General features: G+C 63.9%; 15 protein-coding genes. 5 read left to right on the forward strand and 10 right to left on the reverse strand.

Going from position 1 to position 16,545, the window contains the following annotated elements:
- Nucleotides 1-34 precede the first annotated feature (34 nt).
- Both PQR27_RS11805 and PQR27_RS11810 read left to right on the forward strand, forming a co-directional pair.
- Nucleotides 35-433 carry a hypothetical protein gene (locus tag PQR27_RS11805; RefSeq protein WP_408523826.1) on the forward strand — a complete coding sequence of 133 codons (399 nt, stop codon included), beginning with the start codon at nt 35-37 and terminating at the stop codon, nt 431-433.
- A gap of 78 nt (nt 434-511) precedes the next feature.
- Entirely contained in the window at nt 512-760 is a 249-nt protein-coding gene (locus PQR27_RS11810) for a hypothetical protein (protein ID WP_408523827.1), read from the forward strand.
- A 112-nt stretch (nt 761-872) separates the two neighbouring features.
- Here the strand turns inward: PQR27_RS11810 and PQR27_RS11815 are convergent, their stop codons facing one another.
- The 5 genes from PQR27_RS11815 to mprF all read right to left on the reverse strand — a co-directional run bounded on the left by PQR27_RS11815 (nt 873) and on the right by mprF (nt 8,503).
- On the reverse strand, nt 873-1,121 hold the full coding sequence (locus tag PQR27_RS11815; RefSeq protein ID WP_408523828.1) for a hypothetical protein: 249 nt from the start codon (nt 1,119-1,121) through the stop codon (nt 873-875).
- A 185-nt stretch (nt 1,122-1,306) separates the two neighbouring features.
- Nucleotides 1,307-2,479 carry a 4-hydroxybenzoate 3-monooxygenase gene (locus PQR27_RS11820; protein WP_408523829.1) on the reverse strand — a complete coding sequence of 391 codons (1,173 nt, stop codon included), beginning with the start codon at nt 2,477-2,479 and terminating at the stop codon, nt 1,307-1,309.
- 317 nt (nt 2,480-2,796) lie between these two features.
- Entirely contained in the window at nt 2,797-4,368 is a 1,572-nt protein-coding gene (gene ilvA / locus PQR27_RS11825) for a threonine ammonia-lyase, biosynthetic (protein ID WP_408523830.1), read from the reverse strand.
- A gap of 320 nt (nt 4,369-4,688) precedes the next feature.
- The gene (locus PQR27_RS11830) at nt 4,689-5,954 is read right to left on the reverse strand and encodes a virulence factor family protein (protein ID WP_408523831.1); all 1,266 of its coding nucleotides are present in this window, start codon (nt 5,952-5,954) and stop codon (nt 4,689-4,691) included.
- On the reverse strand, nt 5,951-8,503 hold the full coding sequence (mprF, locus tag PQR27_RS11835; RefSeq protein ID WP_408525474.1) for a bifunctional lysylphosphatidylglycerol flippase/synthetase MprF: 2,553 nt from the start codon (nt 8,501-8,503) through the stop codon (nt 5,951-5,953). The genes PQR27_RS11830 and mprF overlap by 4 nt, the downstream gene beginning before the upstream one ends.
- 542 nt (nt 8,504-9,045) lie before the next feature.
- Between mprF and PQR27_RS11840 the strand changes: the two genes are divergently transcribed.
- Entirely contained in the window at nt 9,046-9,588 is a 543-nt protein-coding gene (locus PQR27_RS11840) for a PaaI family thioesterase (RefSeq protein ID WP_408523832.1), read from the forward strand.
- Between the two features lie 100 nt (nt 9,589-9,688).
- Here the strand turns inward: PQR27_RS11840 and PQR27_RS11845 are convergent, their stop codons facing one another.
- Nucleotides 9,689-9,835, reverse strand: a complete 147-nt coding sequence (locus PQR27_RS11845; RefSeq protein WP_408523833.1) for a hypothetical protein — start codon at nt 9,833-9,835, stop codon at nt 9,689-9,691.
- Nucleotides 9,836-10,064: 229 nt separating this feature from the next.
- Between PQR27_RS11845 and PQR27_RS11850 the strand changes: the two genes are divergently transcribed.
- On the forward strand, nt 10,065-11,462 hold the full coding sequence (locus PQR27_RS11850) for an MDR family MFS transporter (protein WP_408523834.1): 1,398 nt from the start codon (nt 10,065-10,067) through the stop codon (nt 11,460-11,462).
- Nucleotides 11,463-11,492: 30 nt separating this feature from the next.
- Here PQR27_RS11850 and PQR27_RS11855 read toward each other — a convergent pair whose 3' ends face one another.
- From PQR27_RS11855 to PQR27_RS11870, 4 genes are all read right to left on the reverse strand, one after another.
- Nucleotides 11,493-12,146 carry a glycosyltransferase family 2 protein gene (locus PQR27_RS11855; RefSeq protein ID WP_408523835.1) on the reverse strand — a complete coding sequence of 218 codons (654 nt, stop codon included), beginning with the start codon at nt 12,144-12,146 and terminating at the stop codon, nt 11,493-11,495.
- Nucleotides 12,143-12,748 carry an SAM-dependent methyltransferase gene (locus PQR27_RS11860; protein WP_408523836.1) on the reverse strand — a complete coding sequence of 202 codons (606 nt, stop codon included), beginning with the start codon at nt 12,746-12,748 and terminating at the stop codon, nt 12,143-12,145. Before PQR27_RS11860 ends, PQR27_RS11855 begins: the two co-directional genes overlap by 4 nt.
- A 24-nt stretch (nt 12,749-12,772) precedes the next feature.
- On the reverse strand, nt 12,773-13,924 hold the full coding sequence (locus tag PQR27_RS11865; RefSeq protein WP_408523837.1) for an acyl-CoA dehydrogenase family protein: 1,152 nt from the start codon (nt 13,922-13,924) through the stop codon (nt 12,773-12,775).
- Nucleotides 13,925-14,125: 201 nt separating this feature from the next.
- Nucleotides 14,126-16,099 carry a PAS domain-containing hybrid sensor histidine kinase/response regulator gene (locus tag PQR27_RS11870; RefSeq protein ID WP_408523838.1) on the reverse strand — a complete coding sequence of 658 codons (1,974 nt, stop codon included), beginning with the start codon at nt 16,097-16,099 and terminating at the stop codon, nt 14,126-14,128.
- 176 nt (nt 16,100-16,275) lie between these two features.
- Here PQR27_RS11870 and PQR27_RS11875 point away from each other — a divergent pair, with 176 nt between their 5' ends.
- Nucleotides 16,276-16,512, forward strand: a complete 237-nt coding sequence (locus PQR27_RS11875) for a hypothetical protein (RefSeq protein ID WP_408523839.1) — start codon at nt 16,276-16,278, stop codon at nt 16,510-16,512.
- Nucleotides 16,513-16,545 lie beyond the last annotated feature (33 nt).

The following is a 16,545-nucleotide window of genomic DNA, read 5'->3' on the forward strand; positions in this document are numbered from 1 at the left end:
CTTCACTCTCAATCGAAAAACCCGAGAACAAATCATGAGTAATTCACGTAGCCGCTGGCTGTCGATGGCACTCGTTGCCGGCATGGGGATCGGCGCATCGTCGCTCGCGTTGGCCCACGTCGATGTGGGCGTGAACATCGGCATTCCCGGCCTGGCAGTGGTCCCCACGCCGGTATACGCCCCGCCTCCTCCGGTATATGCGCCGCCACCGCCGGTGGTGGTCGTGAGCCCGGGCTGGTACGGCAACCGGTATTACGACGGCCGCCGCTATTGGGAACGGCACGAATGGGAGGAGCGTCATCACGACCCGCGCGAATGGCATGACGCACGCGGCTATCGCGACGGTCCGCATGGCGACTGGCACGGTCACGACGGCGGCCCCCACGGCAACTGGCACGGCCCGGGCGACGACCACGGCCGGGGCGATCACTAACGCGCCGGCCATCGCGGTATCACTGACGCCGCCGGGACACGCCGGCATCCGTCCCACATCATTTGCAGGAGCGACGCTTTGCTACGCAACGATCCACGGCGGGTGACGGCGCAATTCGACGGCACGCTCATCTCAGCCGAATACAGCGAACTGACCGGGCAACTGTGTTTGCGCCAGGACGGCGCTGTCCTGCGCGAATGGTTTCCGCCTCACTCGTGGATCGCCATTGCGTCGGTAGCGGGCGCGCGGCATTGGGGCACGCGCCCGACTGACGACGATCTTCTCGCGTTGCTACGCAATGAAGTCACGCTGTTGCGCACGCAATAGGCGCTTGCGATCCGGCATCGGCGGCGCTGTGCCTTTGAAAACAAAAAAGCCACCGGACATATTCCGGTGGCTTTTTTTGTATTTGTATTTGATAGCGTGCTACATGAACGGCTTAACGTGCGTTGTGAATCGGCGGCGAGTAAGAACTGACCACCGTGTCGTTACCAGAACCGGCCTGCCACGCGCCGCGGTTGCCTGACCCGTAACCGCTCGTATCGGCCTGCGCCGCGCCTTGCTGCTGCACAGCCTGAGCTTGCGAGCCCTGTGCGTTTTGCGGAAGTGACTGGTTCGACTGCGCAAATGATGCAATCGGCGCACTGAGTACCACAGCAATAGCAACAGCTTTGATGAGCGACTTCATGAGACCACCTCCAGAGATGTCTTATACGTGCTGCGGATGTGACGCTTGTTGCAGACGATGGAGACAGTCTAAAAGCGGATCAGTCGCGGATAAATGCTCCAAACCCGAATTCACTGTTGTGCCAGACACGACAATGGCGCAGGCCCGCTCATCAAGCGTTTGACGGCGTTCCGCGTGCCTCGCGCTCAAACCGCCACGACGCCCACATAGTTTTCCGCCATCGCCATGGCGGCCGACCGCGAAGTCGTCACGTGTTCGAGTTCGGCGACCTGAAGCTGCTGTTCGAACGGCGAAGCACCTTCGATACGATGCATCATGCTCGTCATCCAGTACGAGAAATGCTCGGCGCGCCAGATGCGCTTGAGCGCCGTTTCGCTGTAGCTATCGAGCAGATCGCTGCGATTTTCGACATAGAACGTGCTCAGCGCGCGAGTCAGCACACGCACGTCGGCAACCGCGAGATTCAGGCCCTTGGCACCGGTGGGCGGCACGATGTGCGCGGCGTCGCCCGCCAGGAAGAGCCGGCCGTGCTGCATCGTGGCCGACACGAAACTGCGCATGCCCACAATGTTCTTCCGGAAGATCTTGCCGTCCACCACCTGCTGGCCGTCGTGCGAATCGACACGTGCATGCAGTTCAGCCCAGATGCGGTCATCGGACCAGTTGTCGACGGAATCCTTCGGATCGCATTGGAAATACATGCGCTGCACGTCGTGCGAGCGCGTGCTGACCAGTGCAAAACCGCGCTCGTGCCGCGCGTAAACCAACTCTTCCGACGAAGGCGGCCCTTCGCACAGAATGCCGAACCAGCCGAACGGATAGACGCGCTCGTAATCCTTGCGCAACGCCTGCGGAATCGACGCACGCGACACGCCCTGCGAACCATCGCAACCGATCACGAAATCGCAGTGCAGCTCGCACTCCTCGCCTTCGTGGCGATAGCGAATCGACGGCGCATTAGTCTCGATGCCGTGAATTGACGTGTTCGACACGCCGAAACGCAGCGCCCCACCGGCGGCGACGCGCGCAGCGACCAGATCCTTGATGACTTCGTGCTGCGCGTAGACCGTGATCGAATGACCGGTGAGTCCGGTCAGGTCGATGCGGCGCCGCTTGCCTTCGAACGCCAGCTCGAAACCATGATGCAGCGCGCCTTCTGCTTTCATGCGTGCGCCGACGCCGGCTTCCGTCAGCAGATCCATCGTGCCCTGTTCGAGCACGCCGGCACGGATGGTGGATTCGATCTGTTCGCGGCTACGCGATTCGAGCACGACGGAGTCGATGCCGCGCAGATGAAGCAGATGAGAAAGAAGCAGGCCCGCAGGCCCGGCACCGATGATGCCAACTTGGGTGTGCATGAGTTGTCTCCTGAATGCGGCGTTGGATTTGCACTCAGTTTGACGATCATGAGCTGTATCGCGCAACGCGATATGGTGGATATGTACTATTCAAATTTTGGATAAACCGGATGCCCGGTCGAGGCGCATGCGCGGGTTCAAATGCCTTGTGTCCGCGCCCAGACGGCCCTTGTGGCTGATCGTCCAGGCGTTGCCCGTGTGCGGCGCTGAACGTGGACTCAAGGTAAACCCCGACCCGCTCGCGGATGCCGGCCGGCGATTCACGGCGGGTTTTTGGATGGCCGCATACGCGCTTTTGACGAGCGGCCATCAGGCGGCTAAGCGAGGAACAGGCGATAAACCGGATTCTGCGTCTCTTCCCAGTACGGATAGCCGAGCGTCGCGAGAAAGCGTTCGAACGCGGAGTTTTCCGTTTCCGGCACCTGAATGCCGACCAGAATCGAGCTGTAGTCCGCGCCCTGATTACGATAGTGGAACAGGCTGATATTCCAGTTCGGCGCCATCGACGACAGGAACTTCATCAACGCGCCCGGACGCTCGGGAAACTCGAAACGGAACAGACGTTCGTCGTGGGCCAGGGGCGAGCGGCCGCCGACCATGTAACGGATGTGCTGCTTCGATAGCTCGTCGAAGGTCAGATCGACGGTGGCGAAACCGTGTGCTTCGAACGCGCCCGCGATCTGCGCGGACTCGCTGCGATTCCTGATCTGCACGCCAACAAAGATATGCGCCGAATTCGCATCCGCGATCCGGTAATTGAATTCGGTGACGCTGCGGGTGCCCACCAGTTCGCAGAAGCGTTTGAAGCTGCCGCGCTCCTCTGGGATCGTCACGGCGAATACCGCTTCACGTGCTTCACCGACTTCCGCGCGCTCGGCGACAAAGCGCATGCGGTCGAAATTCATGTTCGCGCCGGACGTGATCGCGATCAGCGTCTGGTTCTCGATGCCTTCACGCTCGGCATACTGCTTGGCGCCTGCCACTGCCAGTGAGCCTGCTGGTTCGAGCACGCTGCGGGTGTCCTGGAACACGTCCTTGATCGCCGCGCATAAGGCATCGGTGTTCACGAGCAGCACGTCGTCGAGATATTCGCTGCACAGGCGGAAGGTTTCTTCACCGACCAGCTTCACCGCCGTGCCGTCCGAGAACAGTCCCACCTCGTTCAGCGTGACGCGCTCGCCTGCTTTCAGCGACGCCGCCATTGCGCACGAATCATCGGTTTGCACACCGATCACCTTGATCTCCGGGCGCACCGATTTCACATACGCGGCGACGCCCGCGGCCAATCCGCCACCGCCGATCGGCACGAAGATCGCGTGGATCGGGCCCTGGTGCTGGCTGAGAATTTCCATTGCCACCGTGCCCTGGCCGGCGATCACGTACGGATCGTCGAACGGATGCACGAAGGTGAGACCGCGTTTTTCCTGCAGCTTCACTGCGTGGTCATACGCGTCGCTATACGATTCGCCGAACTGAACGACTTCCACCGTCGGGCCGCCATGCGCGCGTACTGCATCGACCTTCACCTGCGGTGTGGTGACCGGCACGACGATGATCGCCTTCACGCCCATGCGGGCCGCCGACAGCGCCACGCCCTGCGCATGATTGCCCGCCGACGCGGTAATCACACCCCGCTCCAGCGCTTCTGCCGGGATATGCGCCATCTTGTTGTACGCGCCGCGCACCTTGAACGAGAACACCGGCTGGTTGTCCTCGCGCTTCAGATAGACCGGATTGCGCAGCCGTGCCGACAGATTCGGCGCACGTTCGAGTTCGGTCTCGCGGGCTACGTCGTAGACGCGCGCGGTCAGGGTTTTCTTCAGGTAGTCGTGCCGCAGCGCCGCGCTATCGGCGGCTTCGGCAGCCTGTTTGAGTTGGTGTAACGACAAGGCAAGCTCCTGTGTGGCAGAGACAAATCCGCAGGGTAGCCACAGGAGACGGACATAAAAAAACCCGCCTCGTGGGGCGGGTTGATGTTCACTGCTATCAGACGCGCGCTAACCCACCATTCGATGAATGGTGCTAATAATCAGCGCAATACGGATATCGATGCAGTTCATGAAGTCGATCTTCGTTGACTTGGTGGCCTTTGTCAATCCCTGTTCACTGCGTTGCGCGCGCTTGCCCGTCGAGCGGGCGGCCGTGAAAAAACGCTCAACGTAGTGCCGCCGGCCCGGCAAAACGCGCGGCGCATCTCATCCAGGCAGCGCTAGTCCTGCACGCCGCTTTGCTTCCTGAACGCGCTGAGGATGTGCCGCTCCAGCGCGTTGTAATCGCCACCGAAATGATGATCACCCGAGGTGCGAATGATTTCGATGCCGGTAGTAGTCAGTGCCGGACACAAGGTGTCTTTCTCGTTTTCGCCGTAGAAGCACTGCACGATCGCGGGCGGCACGCGCGCCAGTTCAGGCCTCACGTTCAGGGCTTTGTCGCTCGCCGGCATGCCGAGCCAGCCGCCCACACGAATCTGAAAATCGGCGTCGGGCGCGAAACCGAGCAGCGAAATCAGCGAGACTTTCGCGCGCAGCGCTTCGGGCAACCGGTTATAAGCGAACGGCATGACGTCGGCGCCGAACGAATAGCCCACCAGCGCGATATGTTGCGCATGCCAGCGCGCGCCGTATGTCTGCATCACGCGCGCGAGGTCGCGGCTCGTCTGCGCGGGCGGTTTCTCGCTCCAGAAATAGCGCAGGCTGTCCCAGCCGATCACCGAGACGCCGTCTTTACGCAGGCTTTCGGCAATCGTCTTGTCGAGATCGCGCCAGCCGCCGTCGCCGGAAATCACGATCGCCATGAGCCCGTTCGGATGCGCGGCCGGCAATTCGATCAGCGGTAGATCGGAGACGTCGTCATCGTTCGTCGACGCCGTCTGCAGATGCGGCGTAATCAGCGCGACGAGGCGCGTGCGATCGCCGTTGGCCGTGCCTGCTTTTTCGACGAAGCCCGGCACCTTGTCGCGGATCACCGTCGGGTCCGGCGGACAGGGTTGAAAGCGTGGGTCCAGCTCGCGCTGCGGGTCCACGGAGACCGCCCCGGCAATCGTGTTCGACGGCGCCTGTTCGAGCACATGCATTGCCAGCGTCGCGCCCTGCCCCGTACCGGCGACGATGGGCGCGAAATAGCGGCTCGACTGCGATTGCCGTTCGAGTTGATGACTCAGCGCTTCGGCATCGCCCACCAGTTGATGGCAGGTTTCTTTTTTGGCGCTCAGATTGGCCGCGTATCGCGCCGTGTCGACACCGACCGTCAACGCGCCCGCCTTCGCGAGCGCATCGGCGCTCTGCTGGTCGGCCGCGCTCCATCCAGAGCCTTGCGAGTACAGCACCACGAAGCCGCGCAACGGCCCGGCCGGCTGCGTGACCGTCACGTCGCCATAACGGCCGCCCGGCACGGTGGTGGTCGCCGCAAAAGCGCCAGTGCTGCCAATCACGAGGCCCGCTGCAACGGCGAGCCTGAAAAACGGATGCAATGTCATGAACGCCGGCCTCCCGCCAGCAATGACAGGTCGGCCAGCGTGAAGAACACGCCCACCGATCCCGACGCCGCGAGGTAGCGCGGCTCCCAGTGCGGCTGGAACTTGCTCTTGAAAGCGCGCAGTCCGCGGAAGTTATAGAAGCGGCCGCCGAAGCGCCACACGATACCCGCCAGCCGATGCCAACGCGAAGCGAGTGGGCTCGGCTGCATACCGGAGAGCGGCGCGATGCCGAGACTGAGCACGCGGAAGCCCGCCTGTTTCAGATGCAGCGCCAGTTGCGTGAACAGATATTCCATCGCATACGGCGAGGCGCTTTCCACATGCCGCATCACGCCGACTGTCGCTTCGGTGTTCAGATCGGTGGTCATGAAGGTGACGAAAGCAACCGGCTCGCCGTTCTGGCGCACCAGCATCACCGATTGCGCGGCGAGGTACTCATCGGTGAACGCGGCCACGGAGAAGCTCTTTTCGCGCGCGTCGCGACTGTCGAGCCAGCCGTCGGAGATCTGCCGCAGTGTCTCGAGCGATGCGGGCACCTCGGACTGATCGATCACTTCGACGGCGAAGCCATCGCGCTCGCCACGTTTGAGCGCATAGCGAAGATGCGCGCGATGCGAGCCCTTGAGGTCGAAATCGTCGAGCACTACATGCGCTTCTTCGCCGAGTTTCATCAGCGTGAGGCCCGCGTCGAGATAAAGCGGCAACGCGTTGGCGCGCACCTGATAGAACGCCGCACGGCCGCCATGCGCGTGCGCGAGCGCGACGAACTTGCTGATCAGGCCCGCCCACTCCTTGCGTGGACCGACCGGGTCGTGCAGCGCCGCCCACGTACGGCCATTTTTCGCGTACATCAGGAAAGCTTCGCGCGACTCGGAGAACAGGAAACTCTTGTCGCCCATCAGCGCGAGACCGGCATCGCTGCGCTCCTGCGCGCGGACAATGCGCGCGGCATCCAGCAGATCTTCCTGCGCGGGTTTGACAAAGCGGCCGGCCGCCGGACGCAGCAACTGCCAGAACGCGAAGGTCGCCGCGAACAGGCTCGCGGCCAGCGTTGCGCGCAACGCACGCGGCGCGCGCTCGTCGAAAGCGAATTGCCACCACAGGTCACGCGTGTACGGCACATCGCGGAACGCAAACAGCATCACCCATGTTGCCAGCATCAGCACCATCGCCACCGATACCAGCCAGCCTGCCGTGAAACGCTCGGCGAATAGCGACGAATGACGGTTGAAACGGCGGCGTGTCGACAGCAGCAGCGCGATCAGCATACCAAGTACGCCTGCTTCGACGAACGCGAGGCCTTTCGTCAGCGACAGCGCGAGACTCAGCATCGCGAGCAGCAACGTCATCCACCACGCGGCGTCGAGACGCCGCAACAAACCACGCGCGACGAACAGCAGCAGCACACCGAGCACGCTGCACAACATCTGCGAACTCTCGAGCACCCACAGCGGTAACACGGCGCGCAAAATCTGGAGGCGTTGCCAGAACGCCGGCGTCGCGCTGGAAATCACCAGCATGCCGCCGACCACGAAGGTCACGAGGCTCAGAAACAGCGGCGCGAGTTTCGACGCGCCCTGTGCGTGACGCAGCGGCAAACGGCTGGTCAGCGTGCGGCCTTCGAAACCGGCGAGCAGACCCGCGGACACGATCAGCGGCACGCCGAAGTAAATCGCGCGATACGCGAGCAGCGCGGCGAGCATCTCATGCGTCTGCACGCTGCCCTTCAGCGTGAACACCATCGCCGCCTCGAACACGCCGATACCGCCCGGCGTGTGGCCGATCATGCCGAGCAGCAGCGCCGCGGCATACACGGTGATGAAGCTCACAAAGCTCACGTCCGCGTGCGGCAGCAGGGCCCACAACGCGAGGCCGGCAGCCACCACGTCGAGCACGGCGAGCGCCACTTGCGCGAGCAGGTCGCGGCGCGCCGGAATATCGAACACGAGCCACTGCCAGCGCGTGCGGATCGGTCGGGTGTCCTGGCGGCAGGCTGCGGCGATGAGGCCGAGCAAGGCGAGCAGCGCCGCGCCGCTCCAGGCGAGCGTCATGGGCGCGAGATGCAGCATCGTCGCGAGGGGGCCGGCGGCGCACACCATGCCGAGGGCCGTCATCAATACCAGCGCGAGCGCCAGCGAAACGCTCGTGAACACCGTCATGCGGCCGATCTGGGCCGGCGTGACATCCGCGACGCCGTACACGCGCGCACGCACGGCGCCGCCGGTCAAGGCGCCGAAGCCGGTCGCGTTGCCCAGCGCGGAACCCGCGGTCGCGCCGATCCACAATGCCGCGCGCGGCACCGTGGCGCCCAGATAGCGCAAACCGACCGCGTCGCGCCCGACCAGCGCGATATAGCTGAGCGCCGTCGCGCCGAGCGCCGCGGTCCACTCGCCCGCCGTCAGATGGCGCAATTCGCGCATCACCGAGCGATAGTCGACCGCTTGCGACAGGTGTTGCAGGACGATCAGCAGCAGCCCGCCAATGACGAGCGCAAGCAGCGGCGAGAGGATGCTCCGGTTGCCAAGCGTCTTCGCCGCACGGTCGAACATCGCGCCGAGCCGGTCGAATGTGTTGCTGTATCGGTGGAACATGGTCAAGTGCGGGCCTTGCGTAGTGCTGTCGCGGCGACGGGTCGTCTGCCACGGCGTCGCCTGACTCCGGCGATTACAAAGAGATAACGGCAAACTGTTGAAAAGGTTGACAGCGTCAGCCAGTTAGCCGGGGTTTAACCTGGCCCGGAAATCGAAACGCGGGGAGTCTGGCGGATGAACGGAGCAATATGCGGCCAATAAACGACCAATAAACGGTCGATATTGCCGATTGCGTGGCTGAGGTCACTGCTATGCCGGGGGCATGAGTGTAAACGCTATTCGCGGCGCGCGAGATGAAGATTCGGCGTCCGCTTACGGCGAGCGCGGGCGATCAGATCAACCAGCGGGATGCTTCACGACGTTGCCCCGCCGTGCAAATGTGCGGCCATGCGCCCCGATCCAGAGGTGGCCCTCCACTGCGTCCTGACGCGTTTGATGCTTTAATCGATGCCCATGCATCGAATGCGGCACACGCGTTCCACCAGGACAGGAGACACGGATTGACGAACGAACAGCAACTCGAACGCTGGCTCGCGCAGGAGCAGGAGATTCTGGCGAGGCTGAACGCGGGCCCCGGCCCAGGCGTCGCCAGCCCCGAGCAGGTGGCCGGCAAGAGCGGCCTCGAAGTGATGCGGGCCATGCTGAACGCCGAATTGCCCTACGCGGCGATCGCCCGCACACTCGACTTCACGATCATTGAAGCCAACGCGGGGCACACCGTGTTTCAGGGCACGCCGCTCGCGCAGCATCTGAATCCGCTGGGCACCGTGCATGGCGGCTGGATCGCCACGTTGCTCGATTCAGCCCTTGGCTGTGCGGTGCACACCATGATGCCGCCTGGCCGCGGCTACACCACGGCCGAACTCAGCGTGAACTACGTGAAAGCGGTGACGCCGCGCGTGCAGCGTGTGCGTGCCGAAGGCAAGGTGATTCATTGCGGACGGCAACTGGCGACGGCGGAAGCGCGGCTGGTCGGCCCCGACGGCACGCTCTACGCGCATGCCACGACCACGTGTCTCGTGTTCGAGATTCCCAGCCGCTAAATAAAGATGCGGGCGCAACGTGTTTGCGCCCTGCTTTGCCAACGCCGCTACTGTGACTTAGCGCGCGTATTGACTGCGCAGACTCACGCCGGACGGTGACTCAGTTCGGGCGGCGATGCGCTTCGGCGATCACGGCGCAGTTTTGCAGATGCAGATTGAGCGCGAGCAGAGCCAAAGCACGCAGCTTGCCGAGCCACGTGGTGTTAGCGACAGTGGCAGCGCGGGCGGTCGTGGAAGCGGTGTTCATGGTGGACTCCTTCTAGGGTTTATACCTAAGCAATAACCCGATTATAGCCTTCTCATCCCGCATCGCAACATATATCGAAAATACCGCCAGCCTGTTGTGCGACGGTCACGCGCGCGCCTCCTGAAATCTTGAAAAAGGGCAGCATCCGGCGGTGCGGTATTAACAATCCGCACCGTACAGGTGCAATAATGGCCCCTTTGCTAGTGCTTGCCCGTCGCTGCCCGCCTCCATGACGCTCGCCCAGAAAGCCCTGATTGCACCCCTTATCGTCGCCTGCGCGATGTTCATGGAGAGTGTCGACGCGAACGTGATCGTCACTGCGCTGCCCGCGATGGCGCGCGACTTCGGGCGCGATCCGGTCACCCTGAAAATCGCGGTGACGAGCTACGTGCTGGGCCTCGGCGTATTCATCCCGGTTTGCGGTTGGCTCGCTGACCGCTTCGGTGCGCGCACCGTCTTCCGGACCGCGATCGGCATCTTCGTGACGGGTTCGCTGCTGTGCGCGGCGTCGAATTCATTGGCCACCTTTACACTCGCGCGCTTCGTGCAAGGCGTGGGTGGCGCAATGATGGTGCCGGTGGGCCGGATCATCATCTTCCGCGTGGTTCACAAAACCGACTTCATCCGCGCGATGAATTACCTGAGCGTCCCCGCGATGCTCGGACCCGCCGCCGGGCCGCTGCTCGGCGGCTTTATCACCACTTATCTGCACTGGCGCCTGATTTTTTTCATCAACGTGCCAATTGGCGTTCTCGGCATCTATCTGGCCAACCGGCATATCGCCAACACCCGAGAACCGGACCCGGGTCCGCTCGACTGGATCGGCTTTTTTCTGTCGGCGGCCGGCGCGGTGCTGCTTCTGCTGGGATTGTCGCTAGTGGGCGGCGAGCTCATATCGAATCGGGACGCCTTCGGCATGTGCGCGCTTGGCGCCGCGCTGCTCGCCGCCTATGTCGCCTACGCCCAACGCGTCAAACTCCCGCTGCTCGATCTGCGCTTCTTCAAGGTGCCGACCTTTCAGGCGAGCGTGCTTGGCGGCTCGCTGTTTCGCATCGGCCTCGGCGCCCTGCCGTTTCTGCTGCCGTTGATGCTGCAGGAAGGCCACGGCATGAGCGCCTTCGAATCCGGGTTGATCACCTGCGCGTCAGCATTTGGCGGCATGTTCATGCGCACGATCGCCTCGCGGGTCTTGCATCGCTTCGGCTTCCGTTCGGTGCTGGTGGTGAATGCAGCCCTGTCGGGGATTTCGATTGCGGCCTGCGGCCTGTTTTTCCCCGGCACGCCGACCTGGATAATCTGGTTCGTGGTGCTGCTCGGCGGCTTTTTCCCTGCATTGCAGTTCACGAGCCTCAACTCGCTGACCTACGCGGAAATCGCCAGCCGTGACGTGGGACGCGCCACGAGCCTCGGCAGCGTGGTGCAGCAGATGTCGCTCGGGCTCGGTGTGACGATCGGCGGGATCGTGCTGCAGATTTCGCGCGTCCTGCAGGGTCATCCGAGCATCGCGTGGTCGGATTTCTGGCCGGCGTTTCTGGTGGTGGGTCTGTGCTCGTTCGCGTCGATTCCGGTCACGTTGCGTATGCCACATCGTGCCGGCGAAGAGATCGCGCGCGGCGGCCGCGGGTAAAAGTAGTCACGCCGATCAGCGCAGCCCGCCTCACCCGCTTGCCCATGCCGCGAGCGTATCGCCGAAACCGCCACGCGCGCGGGTCGCCGTACGCGCGCTGGTAATCACGCGCGGTGCAGCGCTCCACGCGATGCGCGCGCCAATCGCGATCAGCCGATCGACGAGCGCCACGTCTTCGCTGCACGTGAGGGGCGGAAAACCACCCGCGCGACGGTATGCCTCGGCCGAAACACCGAGATTCGCGCCATGCACGTGGCGATGGCCGTCGGCGTCCACATAGGTCTTGCGAAAATATTCGCGCACGCTGTGCGGATGCGCGGCCCAGTCGTCGACGGCGATCGAGCCGCATACCGCGTCCGCGTCCAGCGACAGCTGCGCAACCAGCCAGCCTGGCGACACGCGGCTGTCGGCATCGGTAAAGGCGAGCCAGCGGGCGCCGTCCGCGAGCAGCAGATCGGCGCCGGTCGCCCGTGCGATACCGACATTGCGTGCCTTCAGACTCAGCGTTTCGACGCCATAGGCTCGCGCGATCGCCCCGGAAAAATCGCCGCAGCTGTCGAGCACGACGACGATGCGCACCGCTTCTCCAGCGAGATCCTCATGTCGTGACGCCTCGAGCAGCGCCGCCAGACAGGGTGCCAGCAAGGCCTCTTCGTTATGCGCCGGAACGATCACACCGATCATAGAAGCCCCTCGCGTTGTGCCACGGAACGTGCATCGCGCGACCACACGTCGATCAGCAGATCGGCTTCGTCGTGATGCGCGAGACGCGACAGCCCGCAGCGCGCATCGAATAGCGCATGGGCATGATCGGCGGATTCGAGCGCTTCGGCGAACGGCCGGCGCCAGTGACAGGCAAGCAGCGTACCGTCGGTGGTGAGCGAAGCGGCGATCCGCGCGGCCAGCGTTTCGAGGTCGGCTGCATTGAGGTAATAGGCGAATTCGCTGATGACAATCAGGTCGAACGGCCCGGCTTCGGTCGGCCATTCGCGCGGCACGGTGCGCTGTTCGACGCGTACCTGCGACATGCCGGCCACGCGCTCCCGCGCGAGCAGCACGGCGCGTTCATGCAGATCGGCTGCGAGCAGCATCTCGCAGCGCGCGGCCAGTTCCGCCGTCAGTTCGCCGTTCGCGCAGCCTGGCTCGAACGCGTTGCGATAGCGCGGGCGTGGCAGCAAGGCGAGCGTGAGCGAACGCTTGCGGCGTTCGTACCAGCCTGCGCGCAGATTCCACGGGTCGTCGCTGTGTCGATAAAGTGCGTCAAAGTATTCGAGCGTAGAGGACATGTCAGCGGCCCTCCATGTCGCGTGTCAGAGCATCCACGGGCTACCTCCGGCATCCAGACGGGTGTCGGTTCCGGCCTTGACGGTCAGTTCGCCGAGCGCGGCGAGGTCGCGCTCAGCGTGGCTTTGCCGAAGGAACACCGGCAGGTCCGCCAGCGCGCGCGCAAAACGCGCATTGCGACACAACGGACCCGCGCCGAGCGTGCGCGTCGCGTGATGCATGACGGCCGTTGCCGCGGCTTCGACGGCGAGGCGCGCGCGCATCGCTTCGCGTTGCGCATCGGCATGGGGATTCGCGTCGATATAGGCGGCGGTTTCGCGCAGCACGGCAGCGGCGCCCGCCAACGCGACTTCCACGGCGCCGAGATGCGCGAGCCGGTGTGCATCGGCGTACTGAACGGAAGCATCGCGCAACATCTGGCCAATCTGCGCAGCCGCCCCGTACCAGCAGGCGGCAATACCGGCGCCGCCATGCCAGAAGCCAGGCCGGTGAACGTACGCGTGCGCCGCGCCCACCCGCGTCGCCGATGTCTGATCGAACGTGACGTCGGCGCTGGCGGTCGCCTGCATGCCGACCGCCTGCCACTTCGACGTATCGATTGCGATCGACGCCTGATCCATCGCGACCGCCGCCAGCACCGGTTCGCCGTCGAGCCACACGGTGACCAGCGCGTCACTGACCACACCGGCGCCGGAACACCACGCCTTTGTGCCATTCAGACGCAGCGATGTGGCGCCCGTTTGCGTGGCGCTCACGCGTGCGTCCGGCGGCTCCGCAGCCCATACGGCCCAACGGCTATGCGTTTGCGGTGTGGGGCCCTGCAATTCAGCGAGGATCGCCAACGCATCCGTATGGCCTTCGAACAGTTTGACGAGGCCCAGATCGCACGCGGCGACCGCGGCCAATGCGCGCCAACGGGCAAGGGTCTCGCCGCGCGCCGGCAACGGCAACTGGTCATCGCCGCGTTCGACCAGCGCCCTCAACATGTCGCCGAGCGCGGCCGGGTCGTTCGCATGGAAACGTGCACCGTGCAGGAACGCATCCAGTGAGGTGCAGGCTGGCCGGTCCTTCCCGTTCGCAGCGAAGTGATCCAGACGGGTAGCCTGTGCACCGGTCTGGCAGCTTTGTTCACGCGGCCGCGCACTGACGCTGGCCGCCCGATTACGCGCATCGAGCATTGTCTCTCCCTGAACCCATTCAATCCATGCCAGCAGGCTTTCAATGGCCGCAGCGCTTGCAAACGATCAGCAAGCGGCGTGCCGCAGGCATCGTGTGCCTGCGGCACCTGGTTGGGTATCACAGGAGATCAGACGAAACAGGCCGCATGCAGCGGCCCTTGATGGCGAAAGAAAGCGAGAGCGATGCCCGCCCGCCGGGCGCTAGGCGAGCCCGCGTTGCCGGCGCCGCAATTCGGCTTGCGCCAGCAACGCTTCGAATAGCGCGAGTTCCACCGGCTTCACGAGGTGCGTGTCAAAACCCGCCTGGCGTGTACGCTCGCGATCACTCGCGTGGCCAAAGCCGGTCATGGCGGCGAATATCGTATCGGCGAGCGCGGGCATTTCGCGCAGCGCGGCGAGCGTGGCGTAACCGTCCATCTTCGGCATCGCAATGTCGATCACCGCGACGTGCGGCGCGAGGCGCGGCGCAACGTCGACCGCTTGCGCGCCCTCGTAGGCGATACGCACCACGTGCCCCTTGAGTTCGAGCAGCATCGCGAGACTATCGGCAGAGTCGCGATTGTCATCCACCAGCAGTATTCGCAGTGGCGACACCGCGCCCACGGCATCGCCCGCTGCGTCGGCGGCGGGTTCAGCGGGTGCTGCGGCAAGCGGCAGACTCAACGAGAAGGTGCTGCCGTGCCCCGGCCCTTCACTGCTGGCGAGGATGCTGCCGCCATGCATCCCGACCAGCGACTTGCATAACGTCAGGCCAATGCCAAGACCGCCTTCGCTGGGGTTTTGCCCGTCCTTCTCCTGCACGAACAACTCGAAGATCGAATCGAGCGAACGCAATGGAATGCCGCAACCGGAATCGCGCACTTCGAGCACGGCCATGTTGTGATCGAGGCGTCCGGATATGTCGATGCGGCTGCCCGTGGGCGAAAATTTCGATGCGTTGTGCAACAGGTTTTGCAGCACCTGGATGAGCCGTGTCATGTCGCCGGCGACCATCAGCGGCTCGGCCGGCATATGCGTCGCCACGCTCTGTCCGCGCGCATCAGTGAACGGCCGCGCTGCTTCGATCGCACGCGCCACCGTTTCGGCGATGTCGACGCGTGCAATACGCAACTCAACCTTGTCCGACATGATGCGCCCAACGTCGAGCAGATCGTCGACCAGACGTGTGAGATGACTGACCTGCCGGTCGATCAGATCGCGCGAGCGCATGAGCGTCGGACTCATCCCGGCTTCGAGCTGCATGACGCTGACCGCGTTGCGCACCGGCGCCAGCGGATTGCGCAGCTCGTGCGCGAGCGTGGCGAGAAACGTGCGCATGCGATCGCCGGAGCGCTCCAGTTCCTCGCGCTGACGGCGCTCGGTCAGGTCGCGCGTGACTTTGGCGAAACCACGCAGACGCTTCGTTTCGTCATACACGGCCGTGATGTTGACGTTGGCCCAGAAGGTCGTGCCGTCCTTGCGCACACGCCAGCCTTCGTCCTCGACCCGGCCGACCTGCCGGGCAATGGCCAGTTCGCGAGCCGGCTTGCCGGCCGCGGCCTCTTCCGGCACATAGAAAACGGAGAAATGCTGGCCGACGATTTCCTCGCGTGTATAGCCCTTGATGCGCGCAGCACCTTCGTTCCAGCTGACCACATAGCCCTCGGTATCGAGCATGAAAATCGCGTAGTCTTTCACGTTGTCGACCAGCAGGCGGAAACGCTCCTCACTTTGCCGCAAGGCTTCCACATACTCGCGTTGCGCGGTCAGATCACGCGTGATTTTGGCAAAGCCCGTCAGAATGCCTGCGTCATTGCGAATCGCGGTGATGACGACATTCGACCAGAAGGTCGTGCCGTCCTTGCGAACGCGCCAGCCCTCGTCTTCGAACCGGCCGGTCAGCGACGCCTGTTGCAATTCATAGGTCGGCCAGCCGCGCGCCACTGCTTCTTCGGTATAAAAGCGCGAGAAATGCTGACCGATGATCTCGTTCGCCGCATAGCCCTTCAGTTTCTGCGCACCGGCATTCCAGCTGACGATCCGCCCCGTCGCATCGAGCAGGAAGATCGCATAGTCTTCGATCGCCTGCACCAGCATCCAGTAATCGATAGCCACGGCCTCGCCCGGGCGCGGTCCGGGTTGGCCTTTGGCGGACTCGCCGTTTTCACCGGCGGAAGGGACGTCTGGTTCGTTCATGGCGGGAAGGATAGTGGCTCCGTCCAAAAGCATACACCGGCAATGGGCCGCCGCTTCGTACATTGTGTCGCGCCGGGGCCCACGCAAACACCCGGCAGCCCGTCCTCCGCACAGCCGGCGAGTGGCGGGCCTCTGTCTTGCTACACCCCGGAAGCACACCACAACAGGAGTCCCAATTGAAACGAGTACTCACCACGATCGCCATCACTGCGACACTCGCCCTCGCCCACTCAGCCGTGCAAGCGGAAGGCTGTACCAAAGGCGCGGTGGTGGGCGGGGTCACGGGCCACGTCGCCGGCGACCACGGCGTGGCAGGCGCGACGGCAGGCTGCGCGATCGGCCACCACGAGGCCAAAAAGAAAGACAAAGCCGCGAGCGCGGCAGCGGCCGCCAGCGCGCCCGCCGGAAAATAGCCTGACATAAAAAAAAGCCCGGCCGTGATAGCC

Origin of the sequence: Paraburkholderia fungorum, assembly GCF_046027215.1 — a bacterium.
Taxonomy (GTDB): domain Bacteria; phylum Pseudomonadota; class Gammaproteobacteria; order Burkholderiales; family Burkholderiaceae; genus Paraburkholderia; species Paraburkholderia fungorum_D.

Excerpts from the sequence above, each read along its gene's own strand:
- PQR27_RS11805 (WP_408523826.1), top strand. The coding sequence starts at position 35 with ATGAGTAATTCACGTAGCCGCTGGCTGTCGATGGCACTCGTTGCCGGC.
- PQR27_RS11815 (WP_408523828.1), bottom strand. The coding sequence starts at position 1,121 with ATGAAGTCGCTCATCAAAGCTGTTGCTATTGCTGTGGTACTCAGTGCG.
- PQR27_RS11820 (WP_408523829.1), bottom strand. The coding sequence starts at position 2,479 with ATGCACACCCAAGTTGGCATCATCGGTGCCGGGCCTGCGGGCCTGCTT.
- PQR27_RS11830 (WP_408523831.1), bottom strand. The coding sequence starts at position 5,954 with ATGACATTGCATCCGTTTTTCAGGCTCGCCGTTGCAGCGGGCCTCGTG.
- mprF (WP_408525474.1), bottom strand. The coding sequence starts at position 8,503 with ATGTTCGACCGTGCGGCGAAGACGCTTGGCAACCGGAGCATCCTCTCG.
- PQR27_RS11845 (WP_408523833.1), bottom strand. The coding sequence starts at position 9,835 with ATGAACACCGCTTCCACGACCGCCCGCGCTGCCACTGTCGCTAACACC.
- PQR27_RS11850 (WP_408523834.1), top strand. The coding sequence starts at position 10,065 with ATGACGCTCGCCCAGAAAGCCCTGATTGCACCCCTTATCGTCGCCTGC.
- PQR27_RS11855 (WP_408523835.1), bottom strand. The coding sequence starts at position 12,146 with ATGATCGGTGTGATCGTTCCGGCGCATAACGAAGAGGCCTTGCTGGCA.
- PQR27_RS11860 (WP_408523836.1), bottom strand. The coding sequence starts at position 12,748 with ATGTCCTCTACGCTCGAATACTTTGACGCACTTTATCGACACAGCGAC.
- PQR27_RS11865 (WP_408523837.1), bottom strand. The coding sequence starts at position 13,924 with ATGCTCGATGCGCGTAATCGGGCGGCCAGCGTCAGTGCGCGGCCGCGT.
- PQR27_RS11870 (WP_408523838.1), bottom strand. The coding sequence starts at position 16,099 with ATGAACGAACCAGACGTCCCTTCCGCCGGTGAAAACGGCGAGTCCGCC.